Consider the following 24792-nt stretch of genomic DNA (forward strand, 5'->3'; position numbering starts at 1 on the left):
AGCCCAAAGCGTCTGGCATCAAGGAAGGATACCGAATGGAACGTCTCGCCGTCTGGGCCCCGCGCGTGCTCAGCCTGCTTCGCATCGTCACCGCCCTGCTCTTCATGGAGCACGGCCTGATGAAGCTCTTCCACTTCCCGGCCGCCCAGCCGGGCGCGCCTGAACCGTTGCCGCCCATGCTGCTCGCCGCCGCCTGGCTGGAAGTGGTCGGCGGCGGCCTGGTGGCGCTGGGCCTCTTCACGCGGCCGGTGGCCTTCATCCTGTCGGGCCAGATGGCCGTGGCCTATTTCCTGGCCCATGCCAGCCAGGGCTTCTGGCCGGCGCTGAACGGCGGCGAGGCCGCGATCCTGTTCTGCTTCGTGTTCCTGTACCTGGTCTTCCAGGGGCCCGGTGAGTGGAGCCTGGACGCCCAGGTCCGCAAGCGTCCCTAGAACACGCCGCCCAGGGCTTCCAGCTCCGCGCGGAAGCCCTGTTTGCGGGCGTGCATGGCGCGGAGATCGGCGACGAACGCCGGGTGGTCGGGATATTCGCCGTAGTCGGCGATCATGACCGACAGCGACTCCGCCTCCAGCAGCTGGCGGGCGGCCTCGGCGTAGCGAGTGGCGACGCCATAGGTCAGGACGTACTGGATCGAGGCCCGAAGCAGCAGGGTCGCGGCCAGCGGATAGCCGCCCTCCAGACGCCTGGCCGCCTCGGCCATCAAGGTGTCGTCGGCGCCGTTGATCTCGCCCGAGCGGGTCAGAACCAGGCGCGAGGCCGCCAGCAGGTCGGGCCAGGATACCAGGAAGGCCAACGCCGTGTCGAACCGCGGGAAGCGCCTGGCGACGGCCTTGGCCTGATCCTCCGCCTCGACGTCGTCGAAGTCCGGCAGACCCTTCAAGTACGACCGCAGACGCGGGATCGACAGCGTGCGCTCGAACTCGGCCCAGCGGCGCTTCTGCGCCTCGTCGTGGTGACCGGTAGCCTCAAGGGCCTCCAGCATCGCCTCTTCCCAGCCCAGGCGTTCCTCCAGTGAGCTCTGGTGGCGGCCGCCCTTGTCGCTCGGCGCGCCGGCCTGCAGCGTGGCCAGGGCGTCCTCGGCGCGCCCGGCCGTCAGCAACCGTCGAGCGATCTCGGCCGAGACCAGGGGCGTGCGGCGCAGGTCCGGCGCGAAGGTCGCCTCGAAGGCGTCGACGTCGCCGCTGGCGTCGGCCAGGCGGCGCAGGGCGTCCTTGTAGACGGCTCCCCGGGCGTCGTAGCCGCTGGTCGAACGGGCGCCGCGCGCCGCCAGCAGCTTTTCCAGAGTATCACGCAGGCTCGTCTGTCCCTTCGACCCCAACGCCGGGGCCAGGGCGTTCACCAGCGGTCCAAACTGGGTGTAGTCATCACGGCGCAGCAGCTTGGCGATCCGGTCCGCCAGGACGACCGGATCCGGCATGGCGTTGGCGGCGATCGCCCCGATCCCGTCGCGGGCGGCCAGGAAGACGTCGCCGATCGGCCCCTCGGCCTGGCTGAGGCGATCCAGGACTGGCGTCGCCAGGTCCAGCAGGTCCAGCATCAGATCTAGCGCGGCGGTGGCGTCGTCCTCGGCCAGCCGCTCGATCATCCGACGATGCAGGTCGAGGTCCTTGGCGAAGGCGGCCCGCTTGCGCCAATGGATGCGCGAGGACGATTTGCCGATCGTCGCTAGGCGCTTGGAAACCTCCAACGCCAACCCGTCGCCGCCCGCCTCGGCGAACAGCTCCAGCCGCAGCACGCGCTTGACGTGGCTGTCGCTGGAAAGGTCGAGCAGGATGGCGGCCAGGCGCTCGGGACCCAGGTCGACCAGATTGGCCTCGGAAAGGGTCGTCTTGGACCCTTTCCGAACCTTGGCCGGCTTTTCGTCCGTCGTCGTCGCGGCCTTGCGCGCCATCCAGTCTCCTTGAGCGGACCTAGATGTGCAGCACGCGGCCGTAGGCGTCCAGCGCAGCCTCGTGCATGGCCTCCGACATGGTCGGGTGGGCGTAGACGATGCCGTGCAGATCTTCCTCGGTGGCTTCCAGGGTGATCGCGGTGACGAAACCCTGGATCATCTCCGTGACCTCGTGGCCAATCATGTGGGCGCCGATCAGGGCGCCGGTCTTGGCGTCGAACACGGTCTTCACGAAGCCTTCGGTCTCGCCGGCGGCCACGGCCTTGCCGTTGACCTTGAACGGGAAGCGGCCCGCCTTGACCTCGATGCCTGCCGCCTTGGCGCCGGCTTCGGTGTAGCCGACCGAGGCGACCTGCGGGTTGGCGTAGGTGCAGCCCGGGATCGGCGAGTGGACGTTCGGCGTCTTGTAGCCGGCGATGGCCTCGGCGGCGTGGATGCCCTCGTGGCTGGCCTTGTGGGCTAGCCAGGGCGCGCCGGCGATGTCGCCAATGGCGTAGAGGCCCGGGACGTTGGTCTTGCCGTGCTTGTCGGTGACGGCGTGGCCGCGGTCCAGGTTCAGGCCGACGGCGTCCAGGCCCTCACTGTTCGGCGCGATGCCGACGGCGACGATGCACTTCTCGGCGGCCAGCTGCTCGATCTTGCCGCCGACGTCGACGGTGACCGAGACGCCGTCCTTGGTCTTCTCGACCTTGGCGACCTTGGCGCCGATACGGAACTTGATGCCGCGCTTCTCGAACGCCTTCTGGGCGGCCTTGGAGACCTCTTCGTCCTCGACCGGCATGATGCGATCGACGGCTTCGACGACGGTCACCTCGGCGCCGAGCGCGCGGTAGAAGCTGGCGAACTCGATGCCGATGGCGCCCGAGCCGATCACGACCAGCGACTTGGGCATGCTCTTGGGCGCCAGGGCGTCACGATAGGTCCAGATCTTGTCGCCGTCCGAGACCGCGCCAATGGCCGGGATCTCGCGGGCGCGGGCGCCGCTGGCCAGGATCACGTTCTTGGCCTGGACCGTGCGACTGCCGCCGGCCTTCAGGGCGATGACCAGCTTCGGGGCCGGATTACCCTTCTCGAGCTTGGCCTCGCCCTCGATGACCTCGATCTTGTGCTTCTTCATCAGGAAGGCGATGCCGCTGGACATCTGCTTGGCGACGCCACGCGAGCGCTCGATGATCTTGCCGAAATCGAACGAGGCCTTCTCGACCGACAGGCCGTAGCCGCCCAGGTGCGACAGCTGCTCGTAGATCTCGCCGGACTTCAGCAGGGCCTTGGTGGGGATACAGCCCCAGTTCAGGCAGATGCCGCCCAGGTTTTCACGCTCGACGATGGCCGTCTTCAGGCCCAGCTGGCTGGCGCGGATCGCGGCCACATAGCCGCCAGGACCGGCGCCGATGACGACGACATCGAATTCCGTGGACATGTTCTTCTTACCCTAGCTTGAGCGCCTGTCCGGGGGAGCGGAGCGGCGCCGGTCGACCGGCCCTTGGGGGGCGAGTCTGGGAGAAACTAAAGCAGCGCCTCGACCGCGACCTTCAGGTCTTCGGGCTTCACGGTCGGCGCGAAACGCTCGACGACCTCGCCGTCCTTGCCGATCAGGAACTTGGTGAAGTTCCACTTGATCGCCTCGGTGCCCAGCACGCCCTTCTGCTCCTTCTTGAGGAACTTGTAGAGCGGGTGGGCGTCGGCGCCGTTGACGTCGATCTTGCTCATCACCGGGAAGGTCACGTCGTAGGTCAGCGAACAGAAATTCGCGATCTCCTCGGCGTTTCCCGGCTCCTGAGCGCCAAACTGATTGCAGGGGAAGGCCAGGATCGTGAAGCCACGATCCTTGTAGGTCCGCCACAGCTGCTCCAGCCCCTCGTATTGCGGGGTGAAGCCACACTTGCTGGCCGTGTTGACGATCAGCAGCACCTGCCCGCGATAGTCGGCCAGGCTCACGTCCTGGCCGTCCAGCGTCTGGGCCGAGTAGTCGTAGACGGACATCGGGTCCCTCCCCGCGCCTTAGACGATCAAGGTCAGCGGCTCTTCGATCAGCGGCTTGAAGGCCGCCAGGAACTTGGCGCCGATGGCCCCGTCGACCACGCGGTGATCGCAAGTCAGGGTCACGGTCATCACAGTGGCCACGGCCAACTGGCCATTCTTGACCACCGGGCGCTGCTCGCCGGCCCCGACGCTCATGATCGCGCCTTGCGGCTCGTTGATGATCGACGAGAAGGCCTTGATGCCAAACATGCCCAGATTGCTGACCGAGAAGGTGCCTCCCTGGAATTCCTCGGGCTTCAGCTTCTTGGCCTTGGCGCGGGCGGCCAGGTCCTTCATCTCGGTGGAGATCTGCGCCAGGCCCTTGGTCTCGGCGGCGCGGATGATCGGGGTGATCAGGCCGCCGTCGATGGCCACGGCCACGGCGATGTCGGCGTGCTTGTGCAGGGCGATGCCTTCCGGCGTGTAGGAGGCGTTGGCTTCCGGCACGCGCTTCAGCGCCACGGCGGCGGCCTTGATGACGATGTCGTTGACCGACACCTTCACGCCCTGGCCTTCCAGCAAGCTGTTGATCTTGGCGCGGGCGGCCAGCAGCGTGTCGATCTCGATGTCGATCGTCAGCGGGAAGTGCGGGACGTCACGGAAGCTCTCGGTCAGGCGACGCGCGATCGTCTTGCGCATGCCGTCCAGCGGGACCAGGTCGTACGAGCCGGCGGGGATGCCCATCTGCTCCAGCGACAGCACCTTGCGCGGCTCGGCGGCCGAAGACGCGGCGGCTGGCGCGGCGCTGGGGGCGGCCTTGGCGGCGGGAGCGCCCGACTTGGCGCCCTCGACGTCCGACTTGACCACGCGGCCATGCGGGCCGGTGCCCTTGATGCCCTTCAGATCCAGGCCGGCGGCCGAAGCCAGGCGGCGAGCCAACGGCGAGGCGAAGACGCGCGAACCGTCAGCCGCGACCGGGGCGGCCGGCGCGGGCGCGGCCGGAGCCGGCGTCGCGGCGGGGGGCGCAGCGGCAGGCGCCGGAGCGGCGGCGGCCTTGGGGGCTTCGGCCTTCGGGGCCGGCGCGGGGCTTTCGCCCTCGCCCGCCAGCTTGGCGATCAGCGCGTTGACCTTGACGTTCTCGGTCCCGGCGTCGACCAGGATGGCTTCGATCACGCCTTCATCGACGGCTTCGACTTCCATGGTCGCCTTGTCGGTCTCGATCTCGGCGATCACGTCGCCGGCCTTGACGGTGTCGCCGACCTTGACGTGCCACTTGGCGAGGGTTCCCTCCTCCATGGTGGGCGACAGGGCGGGCATCAGGATGTCGATCGACATTGAGCTTCTTCCTCAAGCGTTCGGGACGGCTTCGACCAAGGTGGTCGGCGTCCATTTGGCCTTGCGACGAGCAAGGCGTTGTTCGTCCGTTTCGTCGTGATAGTCCATACGCTCCGGCTCGCGATCGGCGAAGCCGGGCATGTCGGTCCCGACGATGTTGACGACGGCGTAGGCTTGACCCTCGTCCTCGATCATCGCGCCGACATAGACGCCGCATTCGCGGCAGAGCAGGAAATCGACCTTGCGGCGGTTGAACCGGTAGCGATGCAGCGATCCGGGCGCGGCCATGATGTGCAGGCGCCCGTCCGGATCACTGGTCGTGCGCCCGCCCTGCCGACGGCAGAAACCGCACTGGCAGGCGCGAAGCGGCAGCTCGGCCAAGGGCTTGCCCGGTTCGAGCTGCACATGCACCGCGCCGCAATGGCAGGAGCCGTTCAGGACCGTCATCGGAGCGCCCTCGCCCGCTCACACGGGCCGGAGCCGGGGTGAGCGGGCATCGGGATCACTTGTAGCTGACCGCCTTGGCCGCCTTCACGATCTTGTCGACCGAGGGCAGCGACAGGGCTTCCAGGTTGGCCGCGTACGGCAGCGGCACGTCTTCCTGGTGGACCCGCAGCGGCGGGGCGTCCAGGTAGTCGAAGCCGAACTCCGTGATGCGCGCGACGATCTCGGCGCCGACGCCCATCGGGCCCCAACCTTCCTCGACCGTGACCAGGCGGTTGGTCTTCTTGACGCTTTCCAGGATGGTCGCGTGGTCCATCGGACGGATCGTGCGCAGGTCGACGACCTCGGCCGAGATGCCTTCCTTCTCCAGTTCCTCGGCTGCCTTCAGGGCGAAACCCACCATGCGGCTGTAGGCCACCAGGGTGACGTCCGAGCCTTCGCGGCGGACCTTGGCCTTGCCGATCGGCACGACCCAGTCCTCGACGTCCGGAATGTCGAACTCGTGGCCGTACATCATCTCGTGTTCGAGGAAGACGACCGGGTTCGGATCGCGGATCGCGGCCTTCAGAAGGCCCTTGGCGTCGGCCGCGTCGTACGGCGCGATGACCTTCAGGCCCGGGACGTTGCCGTACCAGGCGGCGTAGTCCTGGCTGTGCTGGGCGCCGACGCGCGAAGCCGCGCCGTTGGGGCCGCGGAACACGATCGACGACTTGATCTGGCCGCCCGACATGTAGAGCGTCTTGGCGGCCGAGTTGATGATGTGGTCGATCGCCTGCATGGCGAAGTTCCAGGTCATGAACTCGACGATCGGCTTCAGGCCGGCCATCGCCGCGCCGACGCCCATGCCGGCGAAGCCGTGCTCGGTGATCGGGGTGTCGATGACGCGCTTGTCGCCGAACTCCTGCAGCAGTTCGCGGCTGACCTTGTAGGCGCCCTGGTACTGAGCGACTTCCTCGCCCATCAGGAAAACGCGGTCGTCCTTGCGCATCTCTTCGGCCATAGCGTCGCGCAAGGCGTCGCGGACCGTGATCTTCTTCAGGGCCGTACCCGCCGGAATTTCCGGGTCGGCGAAGGTCGAGGCGGCCGAGATCGGCCCCCCAAGCGACGAAGAGGGGGCGGCCGGGGCCGCAGCCACGGGAACCGGAGCGGCTTCAGCGGCGACGGGGGCAGCAGCCGGAGCGGCCGGAGCCGCGGCTTCGCCGTCGCCCTTCAGGCGCGCGATAAGGGTGTTGACCTTGACGTTCTCGCTGCCGGCCGGGACCAGGATGGCTTCCACCACGCCTTCGTCGACGGCTTCGACTTCCATCGTCGCCTTGTCGGTCTCGATCTCGGCGATCACGTCGCCGGCCTTGATGGTGTCGCCTTCCTTGACGAGCCACTTGGCCAGGGTGCCTTCCTCCATCGTGGGGGAAAGCGCGGGCATCAGGATGTCCGTCACTCGGCGGCCTCCAGGTAGACGTCGGTATACAGTTCCGAGGGATCGGGCTCGGGGCTCGTGCGGGCGAACTCGGCGGCCTCGGCGACGATGCGCTTCACCTCCGCGTCGACGCCCTTCAGGTCGTCTTCGGTGACACCGGCCTTGGCCAGGCGTTCCTTGATGTGGTCGATCGGATCGCGGGTGGTCTTGACCTCGTCGACCTCTTCCTTGGTGCGGTACTTGGCCGGGTCGGACATCGAGTGGCCGCGATAGCGATAGGTCTTCATCTCGAGGATGTACGGGCCCTGGCCGCTGCGGGCGTGCTCGGTGGCGCGGTTGCCGGCTTCGCGGACGGCGACGACGTCCATGCCGTCGACTTCCTCGCCCGGGATGCGGAACGACGTGCCGCGCTTGTGGAACGCGGTTTCCGAGGCGGCGCGCTCGACGCTGGTGCCCATGGCGTACTGGTTGTTCTCGATCACGTACACGACCGGCAGCTTCCACAGCTGGGCCATGTTGAAGCTCTCGTAGACTTGGCCCTGGTTGGCCGCGCCGTCGCCCATATAGGCGTAGGAGACGTTGCCATTGCCCTTGTAGTGGTTGGCCAGCGCCAGGCCGGTGCCGAGCGCCACCTGGGCGCCGACGATGCCGTGACCGCCGTAGAAGCCGGCGGCGATGTCGAACATGTGCATCGACCCGCCCTTGCCCTTGGACGAACCGCCGGCGCGGCCGGTCAGTTCGGCCATGACCTCGCGGGGATCCATGCCGGCGGCCAGCATGTGGCCGTGGTCACGATAGCCCGTGATGATCTGGTCGCCCTTCTGCGAGATCGACTGCATGCCGACCGCGATGGCTTCCTGACCGATGTACAGGTGGCAGAAGCCGCCGATCAGGCCCATGCCGTACAGCTGGCCGGCGCGCTCCTCGAAGCGGCGGATCAGCAGCATGTCCTGATAGAATTTCAGGAGTTCGTCCTTGCCGACGAAAGCGTTGACACCGGTGTCTACGCCCTTCGCCTCAGAGGCCTCAGCCTTGCGCGTACGCGCCATTCAAATCTCCCTGGCCAATCTTCATCGCGGCCTTCGTCCTGAGAGCGCATCCCGCCGAAAATTCGTCGGTTCCGCGAAGGAAACGCTCTGGTTTGCCGTCAAGATCGTTCCGGGATCTGGATGACCCACGGGCCGACCGGCAGCCGATTCCAGGATAGGCGACCGGTCAGCTCGGACGCTTGACGCGGATCACATAGTCCCTCGGGTCGGCATATCCTAGGAGGGAACGCGCGCGTTCCTCCAACAGATCGGCCGACAGGCTGCCGCTGCGTAATAGACGAGCGCGGGCCTCCAGGTCCATCCTCTCCGCACGTATCTTCCTGAGTTCCTTTGTTTTTGCTGCGAGGTCCGCATTGCGTTGCGAGATCGACAGCAGGCCTCGATCACCCGTCAGAGCGTGAAAGGCGAAGTAGAAAATCAGGAAAAAGATCGCCGCAGTCGGCAGGAAGGGTTGCAGTCGGGCGAACATCTCAGTGTCCCAGAGAGGGATTCGTAGGATCGCCGACCGTGCTTAACGCCTTCTAAATCCAGGCGTTGGGAAGGGTTATCATCAGCTCGCGAATTCGGCGAATGATGCTTTCAGATGAGATGGTTTCACCAGCATCTAGATACTGCATCGCCGAAGCCATTTCGCGACCGCGAACACGCCAAAACTGGTCTCGTTTGAAACCACTGCCCAGCTTTTAGAAAATTTGTGGGTTAACCGTGGCGCTAACCCTCTCCACCAACGCCGATGAGGACGAACTGCTCCCAGAATCGCCGGGCTTGACCGCCGACCGAGGCGTCGTTTCGGGCGATGAAAACGATATCCGACGTGTCGAGACCCGGTTTTGGGCCTTGGATCGGCGCCAATCAGACACCCGTGACGCAAAAGGCGCGGCCCCTTTCGGAAGCCGCGCCTCGATAGTTCTTGCGATGTGAAGAGCCTTAGCGGCCCTTCAGCGCCGCGCGGCCGGCGTAGACGCCTTGGTCGTCCAGCATCTGCTCGATGCGCAGCAGCTGGTTGTACTTGGCGGTGCGGTCCGAGCGGGCCAGCGAGCCGGTCTTGATCTGACCGCAGTTCAAGGCGACCGCCAGGTCGGCGATCGTCGAGTCCTCGGTCTCGCCCGAGCGGTGGCTCATGACGCTGGTGTAGCCGTGGCGGTGGGCCAGATCGACGGCGTCGATGGTTTCCGACAGCGTGCCGATCTGGTTGACCTTCACCAGGATCGAGTTGGCCAGGCCCTTGTCCAGGCCCAGCTGCAGGCGCTTGGGGTTGGTCACGAACAGATCGTCGCCGACCAGCTGGACCTTCTTGCCCAGCGTGTCGGTCAGCAGCTTCCAGCCGTCGAAATCGTCCTCGGCCATACCGTCCTCGATCGACAGGATCGGGAACTTGGCGACCAGGCCGGCCAGGTAGTCGACCATGGCGGCCGGATCCAGCGACTTGCCCTCGCCTTCCAGCTCGTACTTGCCGTTCTTGAAGAACTCGGTCGAGGCGACGTCCAGGCCCAGGACGAAGTCGTCACCAGCCTTGTAGCCGGCCTTCTCACCGGCCTTGACGATGAAGTCGAGCGCGGCCTCGGCCGAGGCTAGGTTCGGGGCGAAGCCGCCCTCGTCGCCGACGTTGGTGTTGTGGCCGGCGTCCTTCAGGGCCTTCTTCAGGCTGTGGAAGATCTCGGCGCCCATGCGCAGGCCTTCGCGGAAGTCCTTGGCGCCCGTCGGCAGGATCATGAACTCCTGGATGTCGATCGGGTTGTCGGCGTGGGCGCCGCCGTTGATGATGTTCATCATCGGGGTCGGCAGCACGCGGGCGTTCACGCCGCCGACGTACTTGTAGAGCGGTTGGCCGGCCGACTCGGCGGCGGCCTTGGCCGTGGCCAGCGAGACGCCCAAGATGGCGTTGGCGCCCAGGCGGGCCTTGTTAGGCGTGCCGTCCAGCTCGATCAGCAGGTTGTCGACGCGGCGCTGGTCCTCGGCGTCCACGCCCGACAGGGCGTCGAAGATCTCGCCGTTGACGGCGTCCACCGCCTGCAGGACGCCCTTCCCCAGATAACGGGCCTTGTCGCCGTCACGCTTCTCGTTGGCTTCGTGGGCGCCGGTCGAGGCGCCCGACGGCACCGCGGCGCGACCGAACGCGCCGTCTTCCAGGATCACGTCGACTTCGACGGTCGGGTTGCCCCGGCTGTCGAGAATTTCGCGGGCGATGATGTCGACGATCTCGGTCATGACTGCTCCTCAAGGCCTAAAGGCGCGGCAGCCTTTAGCCGCCAAGCGCTTCGGGCGCAACTTGACTTCCCCTCGGGCGGGCGACTGAACATGCGTCACAAACGGGAGGATCCCATGCTGGACGTCGAACGGCGCGGCCCGGTGGCCATCGTCACCCTCAATCGGCCCGAGGCGATGAACGCCCTGTCCAAGGCGCTGCGGAAGGCCCTGCACGACGCCATGGTCGAACTGGACAAGGATCCGGACGTCAGCGTCGTCATCCTGACCGGCGCCGGCGAGAAGGCCTTCACCGCCGGCCTGGACCTCAAGGAGCTGGGTGGCGATCCCGCCGCGATGGGGGCGGCCAACGACCAGGACGCCCGCTCCAATCCGGTCCGCGCCGTTGAGCGCTGCCGCAAGCCGGTCATCGGCGCGATCAACGGCGTGGCGATCACGGGCGGCTTCGAGCTGGCCCTGGCCTGCGACGTGCTGATCGCCTCCGAGACCGCCCGCTTCGCCGACACCCACGCCCGCGTCGGCATCATGCCGGGCTGGGGCCTGTCGCAGAAGCTGTCACGCCTGATCGGCCTCTATCGCGCCAAGGAACTGTCCCTGACCGGCAACTTCCTGGACGCCTGCACCGCCGCCGAGTGGGGCCTGGTCAATCGCGTCGTCCCGGCCGCCGACCTGCTGGCGACCGCGCTGAAGCTGGCCGAGGACATGGCGACCATCCCGGTGGAGACGCTGTCGTTCTACAAGGGGCTGATCGACGACGGCTACGCCCGCTCGTTCCGCAAGGGCCTGGAGATCGAGCACGAACGCTCCAGCAAGCATAACCGCGAGGTCACGCCGGAAAAGGTCGAGGCGCGCCGCCGCCAGGTCATGGATCGGGGCCGCGCCCAGTAGGCGTCAGGCGTTCAGCACGGGCGCCACGACACCGCCCTGCCCCAGCCGGAACAGCACCCGTCCCGCGCCGAAGTCCAGCTCGACCCGGGCGAATAGGCGCAGCACGTCGACGCCCAGCAGCGCCGCCGGGCGGTCGTTCAGGTTCCAGACGTTGAAGATGTGCAGGTCGGCGAAGGCCATCGGGATGTTGGTGATGCGCAGCTCGCCCATGACGATCGAGGGCACGATACGGAACTCGCCCAGCTGCATCTCGCCGCCGGCGGTCAGCAGCCTGGCCTGCTGGACGACGTCGGCCGAGCGACGCCGCCGAGCGGCGATGGCCCGCGCCAGGGCCATGTTGCCGATGCTGACCCCGCCGCCGGAGTCGATGAAGGCCAGCGACCGCGCCCCGGCGATCCGCGAGTCGGCCAGGGTCAGACGTCCGAACTTCTCGTCGGCCAGGACCGAGACTTCGCGCGGCAGACGCATCAGGCCCGAGGCGGTCTGGCTGCGGCGAACTTCCAGCTGCTTCCTGCGGAAGTCGATGATGACGTTGCGGTCTTCCAGGATGTCGACGCCCAGCAGGCCGTCGGCCCCGACCCGGTCGTAGGGCAAGACCGGCAGGACGACGTCGGCCAGCTTGGCGTCGCCGGTGCGCAGCTGGGCGACGCGCGCCGTGGTGCTGATGATCGAGCCCGAAACGCCATGCACGATGACGTCCGGTCCGCGCGGCAGGGCCAGGCGCTCGGCCAGGCCTGGGGTCAGGACGCTGCGGTCCGCGCCGGTGTCGACGACGAATTGGAAAGGCCCCTGCCCGTTGATCATGACCGGCACGGTCAGGCGGGCGTCCTGGTCCAGCGAGGCGTCCAGGATCAGCAGCGGCTGTTCCGTCGACGCGGCCTGGGGCGTGGTAAGCGGCGTTTGGGGCAGTGAAACCGGAGCAAGCGAAACCGGCGTGATCGCACCGGCCAGCGCGGACGGCGCGGCCAGCGAAAAACCCAGTCCCGCCGCTATATGACGGCGTGTGAACATGGGCGTACCTCCCTGTCTGGGAGGCTAGCACCTTTTCGACGCGCACGACGAAAATACGACGAAAAACGCCGCCCGGCGGACCGAGCGGCGTTTTCGAAGCCGTCAGAGGCGGAAGGAGACCTTAGTCTTCCTTCGGCGTCAGAATCTGCTTGCCGTTGTACATGCCGGTCTTCAGATCGACATGGTGCGGACGGCGCAGCTCGCCGGTGTCCTTGTCCTCGATGAACGAGTTGGCGCCCAGGGCGTGGTGCGACCGGCGCATGTTCCGGCGAGAAGGCGAAGTTTTTCTTTTGGGAACGGCCATCGAAGTGACTCTGCTCGCTGAGCGTGAAAATCGAGAGCGGCGACTCGGGCAATGCCCAGGCCGCCGCGTGAGGGCGCGCTTATGCCCGAATCTGTCCCCCGATGCAAGACCTGGGGAAAACGCCTCTAAACGAGGCGTCCGTGCTCCTTCGCCGCCGCGATGAAGCTGGCGAAAAGCGGGTGCGGCGCGAACGGACGGCTCTTCAGTTCCGGGTGGTACTGGACGCCGATGAACCACGGATGGTCGTCCCGCTCGACGATCTCGGGCAGCACGCCGTTGGGCGAACGGCCGGTCAGCTTGAGCCCCGCGTCCTCCATCAGGTGGACGTAGCCGATATTGACCTCGTAGCGGTGGCGGTGGCGCTCGCTGATCTCGGTCGCCCCGTAGATCTCGGCAACCTTCGAACCCGCCGTCAGGACGGCGTCGTAGGCCCCCAGGCGCATGGTGCCGCCAAGATCGTCGTTGGCGCGGCGCTGGACGGTCTCGTTGCCCTTGATCCACTCGGTCATGATGCCGACCACCGGACGCTCTGTCGGTCCGAACTCGCTGGACGAGGCGTCCTTGACGCCGGCGACGTTCCGCAGGGTCTCGATCACGGCCATCTGCATGCCGAAGCAGATGCCGAAGTACGGCACCTTGCGTTCTCGGGCGAACTGGGCCGCGCGGATCTTGCCTTCCGCGCCCCGCTCGCCGAAGCCGCCGGGCACCATGATGGCATGGGCGTTCTCCAGGCGGGCCGCGGCCGCGCCCTCGTCGCCCTCGAAGGTCTCGCTCTCGACCCAGTCCAGGTTGACCTTGACCTTGTTGGCCAGGCCGCCGTGGTGCAGGGCCTCGATCAGCGACTTGTAGGCGTCCTTCAGCACCGTGTACTTGCCGACGACGGCGATGGTCACCTCGCCGTCCGGATGCTGGACGGTTTCGTCGATCGTCTTCCAGCGCGTCAGGTCCGGGGCCGGCGCGTCGTGCATGCCGAAGACGTCCAGCACCTCGGCGTCGAGGCCTTCCTGGTGATAGTCGATCGGCACGGCGTAGATGGAGGAGCTGTCCAGCGCCTGGATGACCGCGCTGGGCCGCACGTTGCAGAACTGGGCGATCTTGCGCTTTTCCTCCGCCGGGATCTCCTGCTCGCAGCGGCACAGCAGGATGTCCGGCTGGATGCCGATCGAGCGCAGTTCCTTGACCGAGTGCTGGGTCGGCTTGGTCTTCATCTCGCCGGCCGTCTTGATGAACGGCAGCAGGGTCAGGTGGACGTAGCAGCTCTGGTTGCGCGGCAGGTCCTGGCGCAGCTGGCGGATGGCCTCGAAGAACGGCAGGCCCTCGATGTCGCCGACCGTGCCGCCGATCTCGACCAGCACGAAGTCGACCGGCTTCTTGCCCGTCTCGTCCATGGCGGGCGACAGGACGAAGTCCTTGATCTCGTTGGTGACGTGCGGAATCACCTGGACGGTCGCGCCGAGATAGTCGCCGCGGCGCTCCTTCTCGATGATCGTCTTGTAGATCTGACCTGTCGTGATGTTGTCGGCCTTCTTGGCCGACACCCCGGTGAAGCGCTCGTAGTGGCCGAGGTCGAGGTCGGTTTCCGCCCCGTCGTCGGTCACGAAGACCTCGCCGTGCTGATACGGGCTCATCGTGCCTGGATCGACGTTGAGATAGGGGTCGAGCTTACGAAGACGGACTGTGTAGCCACGCGCTTGCAGCAGCGCGCCGAGCGCCGCCGAGGCCAGACCCTTGCCAAGCGAGGAAACCACGCCGCCGGTGATGAAGATGTACCGCGTCATGGGCGATCAGATTACCCGTGATTCGACGACGCCGGTGAAAAGACCTGCGTTCATCAACAAGATTAAACCCCCGAGGTTGCCCTCGGGGGTCGGTTCAGATCCGTCTTTGACGGTTATGGCTTGGGCTGTTCCGCCGGCGGCGCGGCGACCGTCGGGGTCGCCGCGGCGGTCGGGGCCGTTTCGGCCGGCTTCTTGGCGGCCGCCTTGGGCGCGGCGACCGACTTCTTGGCCGGTTCGGCGGGGGCCAGCAGCGAGGGCTGCGGGGCGGCCGGAGCCGGGGCGTTGATCTGCGGGGTCGGGGCCTGGATCACGCCCGGCTGGGCGGTCGAGGGCGAAACGTCCGTCGTCGGAGCCGGAACGGCGGGCGCCGCGTTCAACGTCTTGGCGTCCAGGCTCTTGATGTTCAGGCGGTCGGTGACCGAACCGCCGGTGTTCATGCGGCCGGTGAGAATCGTCAGCGCCAGGCTGATCAGCAGGAAGACCGAGAACAGGATCCAGGTGATGCGCGTCAGAAGGTCGCCCGCGCCGCGCGCGGTCATGAAGCTGCCCGAGCCGCCGCCGCCCATGCCCAGCGCGCCGCCTTCCGAGCGCTGCAGCAGCACCACCCCGATCAGACCGAGGCAGACGACGATGTTGATGGCCAGCAGAACGCCGATGAGCATGACGAATGTGTTCTCGATCAGTGCGCGGGCGAAATGCCGCGCGAAAAACGAAGCGGCCCCTCTACCACTAGAGGACGCTCCGCGCCATAGCTGGGAAGCGTGCTCCCTCACGCAAGCCCCCAACCCGAATCTCCGGACCGCATGATCCTCGAGACCGAACGCCTGACCCTCGCTCCCCTGACGGTCGACGACACGCCCCTGATCTATCCGTTCCTGAGTGACGCGGAGGTGATGTCCAACCTTGACCAGGAGCCGATCGAGGATCCCGACGAGGTGGCCAGCCGCGTCGCCGCCCAGGTCGACGAGATGGCCGCGGGCGACGCCGCCTATTGGACGATCCGCCACACCAAGAGCGGCGCCTTCCTGGGCTATTGCGAGTTCATCGACATCGACCGGCGTCACGACCGGGCCGAGATCCGCTTCGTGATCGACCGCAAGGGCTGGGGCAAGGGATTCGGAACCGAGGCGGTCAGCGCCCTGCTCGCCCACGGCGCCGGCGGCGGCCTCAAGAGCCTGGTGGCCAGCACCCACATCGGCGACAACCGCGCCGAACGCCTGCTTCAGAAGCTGGGCTTCAAGGCCGAAGGCTACCTGAAGGGCGCCGTGCACCGCGACGGCGAGCGACGCGACCGCCGGCTCTACGGACTGGTTCTCTAGAGTTCGGAGCATGCGCTCTCCTCTTCACGCGATGCCTCGCTGAAGTTTCTGGAAAGGGACGCGGAGCGCCGGACACCGTCCGGAGTGTGAGTAGTGAATACCGTTTCGACGAAGCCAGAGCGCTCCGCGTGGCGCGTTATCCGGTGAGCCCACGAGGCGCGGGGTCTTAACCCGCTCTCACGAGAGGCCCCCGACGGGCGGGCCGGGGCGACGACCCCGGTCCCGGAACGCCCGGGCGATTTCAGCCCGGACCTGTCGCGGTCGCCGAAGCCTTCGCCGCCAGCCTTTCGTCCCGATGTTTCAGGGAGCCCGTGCTGGATCCGTCGCGAAGACGAGTCTCCGAGGAGACCCCGGCGAGCGCTTCCCGCTCGACCACCCCTGACAGCCGTCACGATCGCCGGCCGGACGTCCCTTCCGCGCCATCAGGTGAGAAGCAGTATGGGGGCGGTTCTGAACGCGGATCATTCAGCGGCGTCTAAAATCGACAAGCGATTGATTTCGCGGGAGTCGATCTCGCGAATTCCGAGGACAAGGGCCGCTCAATCCCCGTGAATCCCTCTCTCATGGAGAGAGGGAGGGGCCCAAGCGAAGCTTGGGAGGGTGAGTGGTTACACCCTCTACCGGCGTGCCGGCACTGACCCCACAACAGCGCCAGGAGCATCCACGGGCTTCGCCTACCCTCTCACCCTCCCACCGCTACGCGGCGCCCCCCCCTCTCTCCATGAGAGAGGGATTCAACTGCCCCACCCGAATCCGATACCCCTGCGCCCATGACCTCCCTGAGCCTTTCCCGCCGGTCCGTGGCCCTGTCCGTTGTCGCCCTGGCCGTCGCCACGCCGGTCGCCGCCGCCGACTACGGGTTCAAGGACTTGCTCGCCAACCCGGGGACGCCGCGCGCCGGGGCCGTGGACGCCGACGTCGTCATCGTGATGTACGCCGACTATAACTGCGGCTTCTGCAAGCGCATGGAGCCGGTCCTGGCCAAGGCGCTGGCGGCGGATCCCCGGCTGGCCGTCGTCCATAAGGAGTGGCCGATCTTCGGCGACGTGTCCGAATACGCCGCGAGGGTGGCCCTGGCCGCGAGCTATCAGGGTCGGTACGAGGCTGTCCATCGGGCCTTCATGCTCGCGCCCACGCGCCTCAGCGACCGGGAGACCATCGAGACCGTCGCCAAGCAGGCGGGCGTCGACTGGCCCCGCCTGGCCCGCGATCTGAAGACCCGCGCCCGCGACATCGACGCCATCCTGGCCCGCAACGAACGCGAGGCCGCGCTCCTGGCGCTCGACGGGACGCCGGGCCTGGTGATCAACGGCTACCTGGTGCGCGGCGCGCTGTCGGACGAGCAGCTCAAGGCGCTGGTCCAGAAGATCCGCGCGGCCGGAACGCGGGCGCCGGCGGTCTAGACGGCCAGCGACCCGAGCCTTCCCGCCTGGAGACGCGGATTGACTTCAAGAATTACGGTCGTAAGTTTTAAGGACTTACGTGCGTAACTTTTTGGGGTGACGATGCGAAACCTTCTCGGCCCTGGCCTGTGCTTCGCGCTGGTCGCCGCCACCGCCACGGCCGCCCCGCTCACGCCCGACCAGAAGACCCGCATCCGCGCCATCGTCGCCGAGGCGCGCACCAAGGCCCCGGCCCCGTCGACCTCGGTGGCGGTCGTCGTCGACGGCCAGTTGGCCTATGCCGAGGCGTTCGGCCTGGCCGACCTGGATCCCGCGCGGCCGGCCACGCCGGAAACCCGCTACGACATCGGCTCGGTCAGCAAGCAGTTCACGGCCGCGGCGGTGATGCTGATGGTCCAGGACGGCAAGCTGTCGCTGGACGACAAGGTCGGTCGCTTCCTTCCCAAGCTGGCCAGGGCCGACAAGGTGACGATCCGCCACCTGCTGTCGCACACGGCCGGCTATCGCGACTATTGGAGCGACGCCTCCGGCGCGGAGGAGATGGGCGCGCCGATCGCCCACCAGACGCTGGTCGACCGCTGGGGCGCCCAGCCGACGGCGTTCGAACCCGGCTCGACCTGGGACTACAGCAACACCAACTACGCGATCGCCGGACGGATCGTCGAGATCGTCTCGGACCGCCCCCTGGCCGAGGTGCTGGCCGAGCGCGTATTCCAGCCCCTGGGCATGACCGGCGCGATCGACAGCGACGGCCTGCCGACCGGCGCCCGAGACGCGGCCCGCTATACCCGCAACCTGCTGGGGCCGGCCCGGCCCGCGACCAATCCGGCGCGCGGTTGGGCCTTCGCGGCCGGCGGCCTCTCGATGACGGCCAGCGACCTGGCGCGCTGGGACGCCAGCCTCATCCGCCGCTCGCTGCTGGCGCCGGCCTCCTACGACGCAATGACCCGCGAGACGATCCTGACGGACGGCAAGGGCTCGGGCTATGGCCTTGGCCTTTATGTCGACGGCGCTCCTGGCCATCGGCGCGTCTATCACAACGGCTTCGCGCCGGGCGTCATCACCGAGAACCGGATCTATCCCGACGACGGCGTGGCCGTGGTCGTCACCGTCAACGCCGAGTTCGGCATGGCCGTGCCCGACATCGCCGAAGGGATCGAGAAGCTGTTGCTGCCGGTGGCCTTTCCCAAGCCGGCGACCTTCGGCGAACCAGACCCACCCAAGACGACCAGGGGCCCGTCGCCGCTGATCCGCGCCTATGTCGACCAACTGCGCGCCGGCCGGCTGGATCGCCGCCGCCTGACGCGCCAGGCCAGCGCCTATTTCACGCCCGAGGTCCTGGCCGACTACCGCGACAGCCTCTCGCGCCTGGGCCCGCCCAAGCGCTTCGTGATGCTCAGGCGGGAGCGCATGGGCGATGTGGATGTCAGCCTGTTCGAGCTGACCTGGCCGGGGCAGCGGGTGCTGGGGATCTTGCGCCTGCGCGACGACGGCAAGGTCACCGACCTGTCGCTGATGGCCTTCTGAAGCCGTCCTACTCCTTGGCCAGTTTGGCCAGGACGCTGAGGATCTTCTCGGCCGCGTCCAGGCGCTGGGCCGGGGTGTCCCACTCGCCCTTGATCACCACCTTCTGGTCCGGGCGGACCTTCCAGATCAGGCTGTTCTTGGCCACGTACTGCATCAGGCCCAGCGGGTTGGCGTAGGTGTCGTTGCGGAAGCTGGCGACCGCGCCCTTGGGACCGACGTCGATCTTGGCGACATTGGCCTCGCGGCACAGGCCCTTGATGGCCACGACCTTGAGCAGGCTCCCGGTCTCCGGCGGCAGCGGCCCGAAGCGGTCGATCATCTCGGCGGCCAGGGCCTCGCGGTCGGCGGCCTGTTCGGCGTCCGACAGGCGGCGATAGAGCGACAGGCGCACGTTGAGGTCGGGGACGTAGTCGTCGGGGATCATCACGGCCGCGCCGGTATTGATCTGCGGCGACCAGCCCCGGTCTTCCAGCAGGGCCTCCTGGCCCTGACGCTGGCGCAGCTCGGCGACGGCGTCCTCCAGCATCTGCTGGTAGAGCTCGACGCCGATCTCCTTGATGTGGCCGCTCTGCTCGTCGCCCAGCAGGTTGCCGCCGCCGCGCTGGTCCAGGTCGTGGCTGGCCAGCTGGAAGCCGGCCCCCAGGCTGTCCAGCGACTGCAGCACCTGCAGGCGCTTCTCGGCCGACAGGGTCAGCGACTTCTCGACCGGCGTGGTCAGATAGGCGTAGGCGCGGGCCTTGGAGCGGCCCACCCGGCCCCGGATCTGATAGAGCTGGGCCAGACCGAACATGTCGGCGCGGTGGACGATCAGGGTGTTGGCCGACGGGATATCGAGCCCACTCTCCACGATCGTGGTCGCAAGAAGCACGTCGTATTGCCCCTCGTAGAAGGCCGTCATCACGTCTTCAAGCTGGGTGGCCGCCATCTGGCCGTGGCCGACGACGTACTTCACCTCGGGGACCTGGGTGCGGAGGAACTTCTCGATGTCCTCCAGGTCCTTGATGCGCGGCACGACGTAGTAGGACTGGCCGCCGCGATACTTCTCGCGCAGCAGGGCCTCGCGCAGGGTGACCGGGTCGAACGGGCTGATATAGGTGCGCACCGCCAGGCGGTCGACCGGCGGGGTGGCGATGATCGACATCTCGCGGATCCCCGACAGCGCCATCTGCAGGGTGCGCGGGATCGGCGTCGCGGTCAGGGTCAGCATGTGCACGTCGGCGCGAAGCTCCTTGAGCTTCTCCTTGTGCTTGACCCCGAAGTGCTGCTCCTCGTCGACGATGACCATGCCCAGGTCCTTGAACGAGACCTGCTTGGAGAGCACGGCGTGGGTGCCGACCACGATCTCCAGGCTGCCGTCGGCCAGGCCCTCGCGGGTCTCGGCGGCTTCCTTGCCGGTGACCAGGCGCGACAGGCGCGTGACCTTGACCGGCCAGCCCTGGAAGCGGTCCTTGAAGGTCTTGTAGTGCTGACGGGCCAGGAGCGTGGTCGGGCAGACCACGGCGACCTGCTTGCCGCTCATCGCCACCACGAAGGCGGCGCGCAGCGCCACCTCGGTCTTGCCGAAGCCGACGTCGCCGCAGATCAGGCGGTCCATCGGCTTGCCGGACGCCAAGTCCTCCAGGACGTCGTGGATGGCGCTGAGCTGGTCGTCCGTCTCCTCGTAGGGGAAGCGGGCGCAGAACTCGTCGAACACGCCCGACGGCGGATCGGTCTCCTCGACATGCTTGAGCTGCCGGGCGGCGGCGATCTGGATCAGGCCCTCGGCCATGACCCGCAGACGCTCTTTCGCCCGGGCCTTGCGTCCCTGCCAGGCCGCGCCGCCCAGCTTGTCCAGCTGAACGTTCTCGGGATCCGAGGCGCCGTAGCGGGTCAGGAGGTCGATGTTCTCGACGGGCAAGTAGAGCTTGGCCTCGCCGCCGTACATCAGGTCCAGGCAGTCGTGCGGCGCGCCCTGGACGTCGAGGGTCTTGAGGCCCTCGTAGCGGCCGATGCCGTGGTCGATGTGAACGACCAGGTCGCCCGGCGTCAGGGCGCTGGCCTCGGCCAGGAAGTTGGCGGCGCGGCGCTTCTTGCGCGGGCGGGCCAGGCGATCGCCCAGGATGTCGGTCTCGGAGATGACCGCCAGGCTTTCGGTCTCGAAGCCGTGATCCAGCGGCAGCACGACCCGCTGCGGGGTCTTGGGGTCGTTGGCCTTGGCCGCCTGCCAATAGCCGGCGAACGGGATCTTCTTCAGGCCGTGGTCGGCCAGCATGGTCCCCAGGCGCTCGGATGAACCCTCTGACCACGAGGCGAAGAGGACGCGCTTGCCGTCGGCGGCCAGTTTCCGGGCGTGGTCGGCGGTGGCCTCGAACAGGTTGACGCTGTCCTGGGCCCGCTCGGCGGCGAAGACCCGGCCGAGCTTGGCGCCCATGTCGACGACGTCCAGGCCCTGAGGCTGGAACGGCGTGAACCGGCGATGGGCGCGGTCGGACAACTCGCGGTCCCACTCCTCGGTGGTCAAGTACAGGGCCTCGGGCGGCAGCGGGCGGTAGGCCGACTTGCGGTCGGCGCTGGCGCGGGCCTCATAGGCGTCGAGGATCATCGACAGGCGCTCGTCGCGCGCCTCGGCGGCCTGGTGGTCGACGCCGATCAGGGCCCCGGCCGGCAGATAGTCGAACAAGGTCGCCATCCGCTCGTAGAACAGCGGCAGCCAGTGCTCGAGGCCGGCGCGACGGCCGCCCTCGCTGACGGCGGCGTACAGCGGATCGTCGCCCGGCGCGCCGAACTCGGCGACATAGCCCTTGCGGAACCGCGAGATGCCCTCGGCGTCCAGCAGGGCTTCGCTGACCGGCAGCAGGTCGATCGCCTTCAGCTGCTTGGTCGAGCGCTGGGTCTCGGGATCGAAGGCGCGGATGCTTTCCAGCGTGTCGCCGAACAGATCGAGGCGCACGGGCTCCTCTGCGGCCGGCGGATAGACGTCGATGACGCCGCCCCGGATCGCGAACTCGCCGCGCTCGGAAACGGTGGAGGCGCGGGCGTAGCCGTTGACGGCGAAGTAGCGCTCCAGGTCCTTGATATCGACCACGGCGCCGACCTTGGCGCTGTAACTGGCGCGCAGCAGCACGTCCTTGGTCGGCACGCGCTGCAGCAGGGCCGGCGCGGCGATGACCAGGATGGCCGGCTTGGTCTCGCCCAGACCCCGGGCCAGGCGCGACAGGGTCGTCATCCGCGTGGCCGAGACGCTGGCGGACGGACCTATGCGGTCGTACGGCAGACAGTCCCACGACGGGAACAGCACCGCCTCGATCTCGGGCGCGAAGAACTTCAGGGCGTCGATGAAGGCGCCGGCGCGGGCGGTGTCGCGGGCCACGAAGGCGGTCAGGCCGCCGCGCGCCCGGGCGATGTCGGCCATCACCAGCGCGTCGAAGCCCTCCGGCGCGCCGGCCAGGGTCAGGCCGCCGGCGGCCTTGGCGATCTGTTTGGCGTCGTAGGCCATGAAGTCTCTTTATTTACGTCTCAAGCGCCATCGCCCGTCGGGCGCGAGGCGTGCGCCTCGAAGCGGAACGTCCGGATCATGCCCATGACATCGGTCTCGAACGCGTCAGGAGTCGGCTCCTGGCCGACGATCCAGGCGTAGATCTCGCGGTCTGACTGCTCGAGCAGGGCTTCCAGCGTGTCGAGCTGCTCAGGGCTGAGGCGCGGGCCATGGACGTCCGCGAACGGGCCCAGAATAAGGTCCGCTTCCCGGAAGCCGCGATGCCAGGCGCGGAAACGAAGGCGCCGAAGGCGGGAGTCGTGGTCGATGCTCATGTGCGGGCGGATATAGAGCGGCGTCAGGACTTGCGCCACTCCATGATGAAGTACCAAGGCGCGCGGCGGTATCTGGCGGCGCGCTCGGGCGGTCCGCCGGTCGGCTCTGGTTCGTCGAAATGGGTCAGGACGAGACCCTGGCCCAGGAACCACTGCATGTAGTCCTTGAGCGGACGGTGCCAGTTCAGGATCTCGATGCCCCGCCAGCGCTGCCACTCGGCGCGGGTTTCCAGATAGCGGTCGATGACCACCCCGATCCGTCCGCCGAGCAACCTGCCGCGCCAGCCCACCTGGACGCGAGCGGTCGAAAAGCTGGTCAGGTTGGCGATCAGCAGCGTCCCGCCAGGCTTCAGCACCCGGACCATCTCGGCGATCGCCAGATCGGCCGGCGCGATGTCGATCAGCGAGAGACAGCTGACGACCAGGTCGAAGCTTTCGTCGGCGAAATCCAGCGCCTCCGCCCGCCCCTCGACATAGACACCTTCCGGATCGCGAGCCCGGGCGGCGGCCAGCAGCTCGAGGGTCGGGTCGACCCCCACGGGTTCGAAGCCCTCGCGGCGAAGGATCCTGCAGAATCGCCCCTCTCCGCAGCCCACGTCCAGCGCCCGGCCGCCGCCCAGTCCACGCAGCCTCTCGACCATCGGCGCGTCGAGCACCCACTGGCGGCCGTAGTCGCCGGTCTCTCCCATGTCCGTGATCCAGGCCTTGGCGGACCTGTTCCAACCATCGTCGCCCATGCTTCCAGCATCCCCTATCGCCTTGCCAAGATTGACTTTGCCGACTTTCCGCCTATTTATCGCCAGCTTCGGAGCAGGTCTGGCGAATCCGCGCCGCCCGCTCGCCCAAGCACGGGCGGCTCCGAGCAGACCAGCGTGTAATGACTGAATTTTCCGACCTAGGGCTTTCGCCCACGACCCTGCAGGCGGTCGCCGACACCGGCTATACCACTGCGACCCCCATTCAAGCCCAGGCCATTCCGGTCGCCCTCGCGGGCCAGGACGTCCTCGGCATCGCCCAGACGGGCACCGGCAAGACCGCCGCCTTCACCCTTCCGCTGATCGACAAGCTGCAGTCGGGCCGCGCCAAGGCCCGCATGCCGCGCGCCCTGGTCATCGCCCCGACCCGCGAGCTGGCCGACCAGGTCGCCTCCAGCTTCGAGAAGTACGCCAAGGGCACTAAGCTCTCGTGGGCGCTGCTGATCGGCGGCGTCTCGTTCGGCGACCAGGAGAAGAAGCTGGACCGCGGCGTCGACGTGCTGATCGCCACGCCCGGCCGCCTGCTCGACCACTTCGAGCGCGGCAAGCTCCTGATGACCGGCGTGCAGTTCCTGGTCGTCGACGAAGCCGACCGCATGCTGGACATGGGCTTCATCCCGGACATCGAGCGCATCTTCAAGATGACGCCGCCCAAGAAGCAGACCCTGTTCTTCTCGGCGACCATGCCGCCGGAAATCACCCGCCTGACCAAGCAGTTCCTCAAGGATCCCGTGCGGATCGAGGTGGCCAAGCCGGCGACGACCAACGCCAACATCACTCAGCTGCTGGTCAAGGTGCCCTCCTCCGACCCCAAGGCCAAGCGCCTGGCGCTGCGGGCCCTGATCGAGAAGGCCCAGATCGAGACCGGCATCGTCTTCTGCAATCGCAAGACCGAAGTCGACATCGTCGCCAAGTCCCTGAAGGTGCACGGCTTCGACGCCGCCCCGATCCACGGCGACCTGGACCAATCCCAGCGCATGAAGACCCTGGCGGACTTCCGCTCGGGCGCGCTGAAGATCCTGGTGGCCTCGGACGTCGCCGCGCGCGGCCTGGACATCCCGGCCGTCAGCCACGTCTTCAACTACGACGTCCCGCACCACGCCGACGACTACGTCCACCGCATCGGCCGCACCGGCCGCGCCGGCCGGACGGGCATCACCTACATGCTGGTGACCCCGGCCGACGACAAGGGCTTCGACAAGGTCGTCAAGCTGATCGGCTCGACGCCGGACGAAGAGAAGCTGGACCTCGACTACTCGAACGCCGTGACGGTCAAGCGCGAGGGCGATCGCGATCGCAAGCGCGGCGGCCGTGACCGCGACCGTGGCGAGCGTCCGGCGCGCGGCCGTAGCCGCGGCCGCTCGGAAGACGCCGCCGAAGCGCCGGCCGAGACCGTGGCGGCCGAGGCGTCGGAAGCCTTCGTCGCCGAGGAACGTCCCGCCCGCGAACGCAAGCCGCGCCGCGAACGCGAACCCCGCGCCGCCGCGCCGGCGCCTGTCGAGGCCGAGCGCCCCGCCCGCGCCGAACGTCCGGAACGCGCCGAACGCCCTGACCGTCCGGAACGCCCCGAGCGTCCGGTGCGCGGCGTCCAGCCGATCCGCGATCGCGACGACGACGATCGTCGCGTGGTCGGCTTCGGCAACGACGTCCCGGCCTTCCTGGCCCGCCCGCCGCGCGGCAAGTAGGACTTCAAACGATTGAGATGCGAAGGCGCC

The 24792-nt window shown here is 67.7% G+C and carries 20 protein-coding genes and 2 pseudogenes; 6 read left to right on the forward strand and 16 right to left on the reverse strand.

Features of this window, described 5'->3' with window-relative positions; translation table 11 throughout:
* The first annotated feature begins 35 nt into the window (after positions 1-35).
* Positions 36-431 (forward strand): DoxX family protein, encoded by a 396-nt coding sequence (locus K8940_RS11370; RefSeq protein ID WP_223395576.1) that lies wholly within the window; start codon positions 36-38, stop codon positions 429-431.
* Here the strand turns inward: K8940_RS11370 and K8940_RS11375 are convergent.
* From K8940_RS11375 to eno, 9 genes and pseudogenes are all read right to left on the reverse strand, one after another.
* On the reverse strand, positions 428-1891 hold the full coding sequence (locus K8940_RS11375; protein ID WP_223395578.1) for a DUF6880 family protein: 1464 nt from the start codon (positions 1889-1891) through the stop codon (positions 428-430). The genes K8940_RS11370 and K8940_RS11375 overlap by 4 nt on opposite strands.
* Before the next feature lie 19 nt (positions 1892-1910).
* A complete protein-coding gene (gene lpdA, locus K8940_RS11380; RefSeq protein ID WP_223395579.1) occupies positions 1911-3311 on the reverse strand; it encodes a dihydrolipoyl dehydrogenase in 1401 nt (466 codons plus the stop codon).
* 86 nt (positions 3312-3397) lie between these two features.
* The gene (locus tag K8940_RS11385; RefSeq protein ID WP_223395581.1) at positions 3398-3874 is read right to left on the reverse strand and encodes a glutathione peroxidase; all 477 of its coding nucleotides are present in this window, start codon (positions 3872-3874) and stop codon (positions 3398-3400) included.
* An 18-nt stretch (positions 3875-3892) separates the two neighbouring features.
* Complete coding sequence (locus tag K8940_RS11390) at positions 3893-5188, reverse strand: pyruvate dehydrogenase complex dihydrolipoamide acetyltransferase (RefSeq protein WP_223395583.1); 1296 nt, start codon at positions 5186-5188, stop codon at positions 3893-3895.
* A 12-nt stretch (positions 5189-5200) separates the two neighbouring features.
* Positions 5201-5284, reverse strand: a pseudogene (locus K8940_RS11395) (aldehyde-activating protein); the annotation flags it as partial.
* Between the two features lie 406 nt (positions 5285-5690).
* Positions 5691-7070 (reverse strand): pyruvate dehydrogenase complex E1 component subunit beta, encoded by a 1380-nt coding sequence (locus tag K8940_RS11400; RefSeq protein WP_223395584.1) that lies wholly within the window; start codon positions 7068-7070, stop codon positions 5691-5693.
* Positions 7067-8098 carry a pyruvate dehydrogenase (acetyl-transferring) E1 component subunit alpha gene (pdhA, locus tag K8940_RS11405; RefSeq protein WP_223395586.1) on the reverse strand — a complete coding sequence of 344 codons (1032 nt, stop codon included), beginning with the start codon at positions 8096-8098 and terminating at the stop codon, positions 7067-7069. The genes K8940_RS11400 and pdhA overlap by 4 nt, the downstream gene beginning before the upstream one ends.
* Before the next feature lie 166 nt (positions 8099-8264).
* Entirely contained in the window at positions 8265-8567 is a 303-nt protein-coding gene (locus tag K8940_RS11410; protein WP_047405705.1) for an FtsB family cell division protein, read from the reverse strand.
* A gap of 458 nt (positions 8568-9025) precedes the next feature.
* Positions 9026-10306: a phosphopyruvate hydratase gene (eno, locus tag K8940_RS11415; protein WP_223395587.1), complete on the reverse strand. Its 1281-nt coding sequence runs from the start codon at positions 10304-10306 to the stop codon at positions 9026-9028.
* Positions 10307-10420: 114 nt separating this feature from the next.
* On the opposite strand from eno, the gene K8940_RS11420 reads away from it, so the two are divergent.
* On the forward strand, positions 10421-11191 hold the full coding sequence (locus K8940_RS11420) for an enoyl-CoA hydratase (protein WP_223395835.1): 771 nt from the start codon (positions 10421-10423) through the stop codon (positions 11189-11191).
* Between the two features lie 3 nt (positions 11192-11194).
* Here K8940_RS11420 and K8940_RS11425 read toward each other — a convergent pair whose 3' ends face one another.
* From K8940_RS11425 to secG, 4 genes and pseudogenes are all read right to left on the reverse strand, one after another.
* Positions 11195-12202, reverse strand: a complete 1008-nt coding sequence (locus tag K8940_RS11425) for a retropepsin-like aspartic protease (RefSeq protein WP_223395589.1) — start codon at positions 12200-12202, stop codon at positions 11195-11197.
* A 121-nt stretch (positions 12203-12323) separates the two neighbouring features.
* On the reverse strand, positions 12324-12506 hold the full coding sequence (gene rpmF, locus K8940_RS11430) for a 50S ribosomal protein L32 (RefSeq protein ID WP_010919589.1): 183 nt from the start codon (positions 12504-12506) through the stop codon (positions 12324-12326).
* 125 nt (positions 12507-12631) lie between these two features.
* Positions 12632-14284, reverse strand: a complete 1653-nt coding sequence (locus K8940_RS11435) for a CTP synthase (RefSeq protein WP_223395591.1) — start codon at positions 14282-14284, stop codon at positions 12632-12634.
* Between the two features lie 209 nt (positions 14285-14493).
* Positions 14494-14946: pseudogene (gene secG, locus K8940_RS11440) on the reverse strand (preprotein translocase subunit SecG); the annotation flags it as partial.
* A 141-nt stretch (positions 14947-15087) separates the two neighbouring features.
* Between secG and K8940_RS11445 the strand changes: the two are divergent.
* The 3 genes from K8940_RS11445 to K8940_RS11455 all read left to right on the forward strand — a co-directional run bounded on the left by K8940_RS11445 (position 15088) and on the right by K8940_RS11455 (position 18533).
* The gene (locus K8940_RS11445; protein WP_223395595.1) at positions 15088-15603 is read left to right on the forward strand and encodes a GNAT family N-acetyltransferase; all 516 of its coding nucleotides are present in this window, start codon (positions 15088-15090) and stop codon (positions 15601-15603) included.
* 770 nt (positions 15604-16373) lie between these two features.
* Positions 16374-17006 (forward strand): DsbA family protein, encoded by a 633-nt coding sequence (locus tag K8940_RS11450; RefSeq protein ID WP_223395597.1) that lies wholly within the window; start codon positions 16374-16376, stop codon positions 17004-17006.
* 102 nt (positions 17007-17108) lie between these two features.
* Positions 17109-18533: a serine hydrolase domain-containing protein gene (locus K8940_RS11455; RefSeq protein ID WP_223395599.1), complete on the forward strand. Its 1425-nt coding sequence runs from the start codon at positions 17109-17111 to the stop codon at positions 18531-18533.
* 7 nt (positions 18534-18540) lie between these two features.
* Here K8940_RS11455 and mfd read toward each other — a convergent pair whose 3' ends face one another.
* Genes mfd through K8940_RS11470 form a run of 3 tightly spaced genes read right to left on the reverse strand, consistent with a single transcriptional unit; the run spans position 18541 to position 23059 of the window.
* Entirely contained in the window at positions 18541-22008 is a 3468-nt protein-coding gene (mfd, locus tag K8940_RS11460) for a transcription-repair coupling factor (protein ID WP_223395602.1), read from the reverse strand.
* A 20-nt stretch (positions 22009-22028) separates the two neighbouring features.
* Positions 22029-22322 (reverse strand): succinate dehydrogenase assembly factor 2, encoded by a 294-nt coding sequence (locus K8940_RS11465; protein WP_223395605.1) that lies wholly within the window; start codon positions 22320-22322, stop codon positions 22029-22031.
* Positions 22323-22345: 23 nt separating this feature from the next.
* Positions 22346-23059 (reverse strand): class I SAM-dependent methyltransferase, encoded by a 714-nt coding sequence (locus K8940_RS11470; protein ID WP_223395607.1) that lies wholly within the window; start codon positions 23057-23059, stop codon positions 22346-22348.
* A 140-nt stretch (positions 23060-23199) separates the two neighbouring features.
* Here K8940_RS11470 and K8940_RS11475 point away from each other — a divergent pair, with 140 nt between their 5' ends.
* Positions 23200-24762: a DEAD/DEAH box helicase gene (locus tag K8940_RS11475; RefSeq protein WP_223395609.1), complete on the forward strand. Its 1563-nt coding sequence runs from the start codon at positions 23200-23202 to the stop codon at positions 24760-24762.
* The last annotated feature ends 30 nt before the right edge of the window (positions 24763-24792 follow it).

The sequence above is a fragment of the Caulobacter segnis genome, assembly GCF_019931575.1.
In the GTDB taxonomy this organism is placed as follows: Bacteria; Pseudomonadota; Alphaproteobacteria; order Caulobacterales; family Caulobacteraceae; genus Caulobacter; species Caulobacter segnis_C.

What these genes read in the sequence shown, in the direction of transcription:
- K8940_RS11370 (WP_223395576.1), top strand. Translation starts at nt 36, where the DNA reads ATGGAACGTCTCGCCGTCTGGGCCCCGCGCGTGCTCAGCCTGCTTCGC.
- K8940_RS11375 (WP_223395578.1), bottom strand. Translation starts at nt 1,891, where the DNA reads ATGGCGCGCAAGGCCGCGACGACGACGGACGAAAAGCCGGCCAAGGTT.
- lpdA (WP_223395579.1), bottom strand. Translation starts at nt 3,311, where the DNA reads ATGTCCACGGAATTCGATGTCGTCGTCATCGGCGCCGGTCCTGGCGGC.
- K8940_RS11385 (WP_223395581.1), bottom strand. Translation starts at nt 3,874, where the DNA reads ATGTCCGTCTACGACTACTCGGCCCAGACGCTGGACGGCCAGGACGTG.
- K8940_RS11390 (WP_223395583.1), bottom strand. Translation starts at nt 5,188, where the DNA reads ATGTCGATCGACATCCTGATGCCCGCCCTGTCGCCCACCATGGAGGAG.
- pdhA (WP_223395586.1), bottom strand. Translation starts at nt 8,098, where the DNA reads ATGGCGCGTACGCGCAAGGCTGAGGCCTCTGAGGCGAAGGGCGTAGAC.
- K8940_RS11410 (WP_047405705.1), bottom strand. Translation starts at nt 8,567, where the DNA reads ATGTTCGCCCGACTGCAACCCTTCCTGCCGACTGCGGCGATCTTTTTC.
- eno (WP_223395587.1), bottom strand. Translation starts at nt 10,306, where the DNA reads ATGACCGAGATCGTCGACATCATCGCCCGCGAAATTCTCGACAGCCGG.
- K8940_RS11420 (WP_223395835.1), top strand. Translation starts at nt 10,421, where the DNA reads ATGCTGGACGTCGAACGGCGCGGCCCGGTGGCCATCGTCACCCTCAAT.
- K8940_RS11425 (WP_223395589.1), bottom strand. Translation starts at nt 12,202, where the DNA reads ATGTTCACACGCCGTCATATAGCGGCGGGACTGGGTTTTTCGCTGGCC.
- rpmF (WP_010919589.1), bottom strand. Translation starts at nt 12,506, where the DNA reads ATGGCCGTTCCCAAAAGAAAAACTTCGCCTTCTCGCCGGAACATGCGC.
- K8940_RS11435 (WP_223395591.1), bottom strand. Translation starts at nt 14,284, where the DNA reads ATGACGCGGTACATCTTCATCACCGGCGGCGTGGTTTCCTCGCTTGGC.
- K8940_RS11445 (WP_223395595.1), top strand. Translation starts at nt 15,088, where the DNA reads ATGATCCTCGAGACCGAACGCCTGACCCTCGCTCCCCTGACGGTCGAC.
- K8940_RS11450 (WP_223395597.1), top strand. Translation starts at nt 16,374, where the DNA reads ATGACCTCCCTGAGCCTTTCCCGCCGGTCCGTGGCCCTGTCCGTTGTC.
- K8940_RS11455 (WP_223395599.1), top strand. Translation starts at nt 17,109, where the DNA reads ATGCGAAACCTTCTCGGCCCTGGCCTGTGCTTCGCGCTGGTCGCCGCC.
- mfd (WP_223395602.1), bottom strand. Translation starts at nt 22,008, where the DNA reads ATGGCCTACGACGCCAAACAGATCGCCAAGGCCGCCGGCGGCCTGACC.
- K8940_RS11465 (WP_223395605.1), bottom strand. Translation starts at nt 22,322, where the DNA reads ATGAGCATCGACCACGACTCCCGCCTTCGGCGCCTTCGTTTCCGCGCC.
- K8940_RS11470 (WP_223395607.1), bottom strand. Translation starts at nt 23,059, where the DNA reads ATGGGCGACGATGGTTGGAACAGGTCCGCCAAGGCCTGGATCACGGAC.
- K8940_RS11475 (WP_223395609.1), top strand. Translation starts at nt 23,200, where the DNA reads ATGACTGAATTTTCCGACCTAGGGCTTTCGCCCACGACCCTGCAGGCG.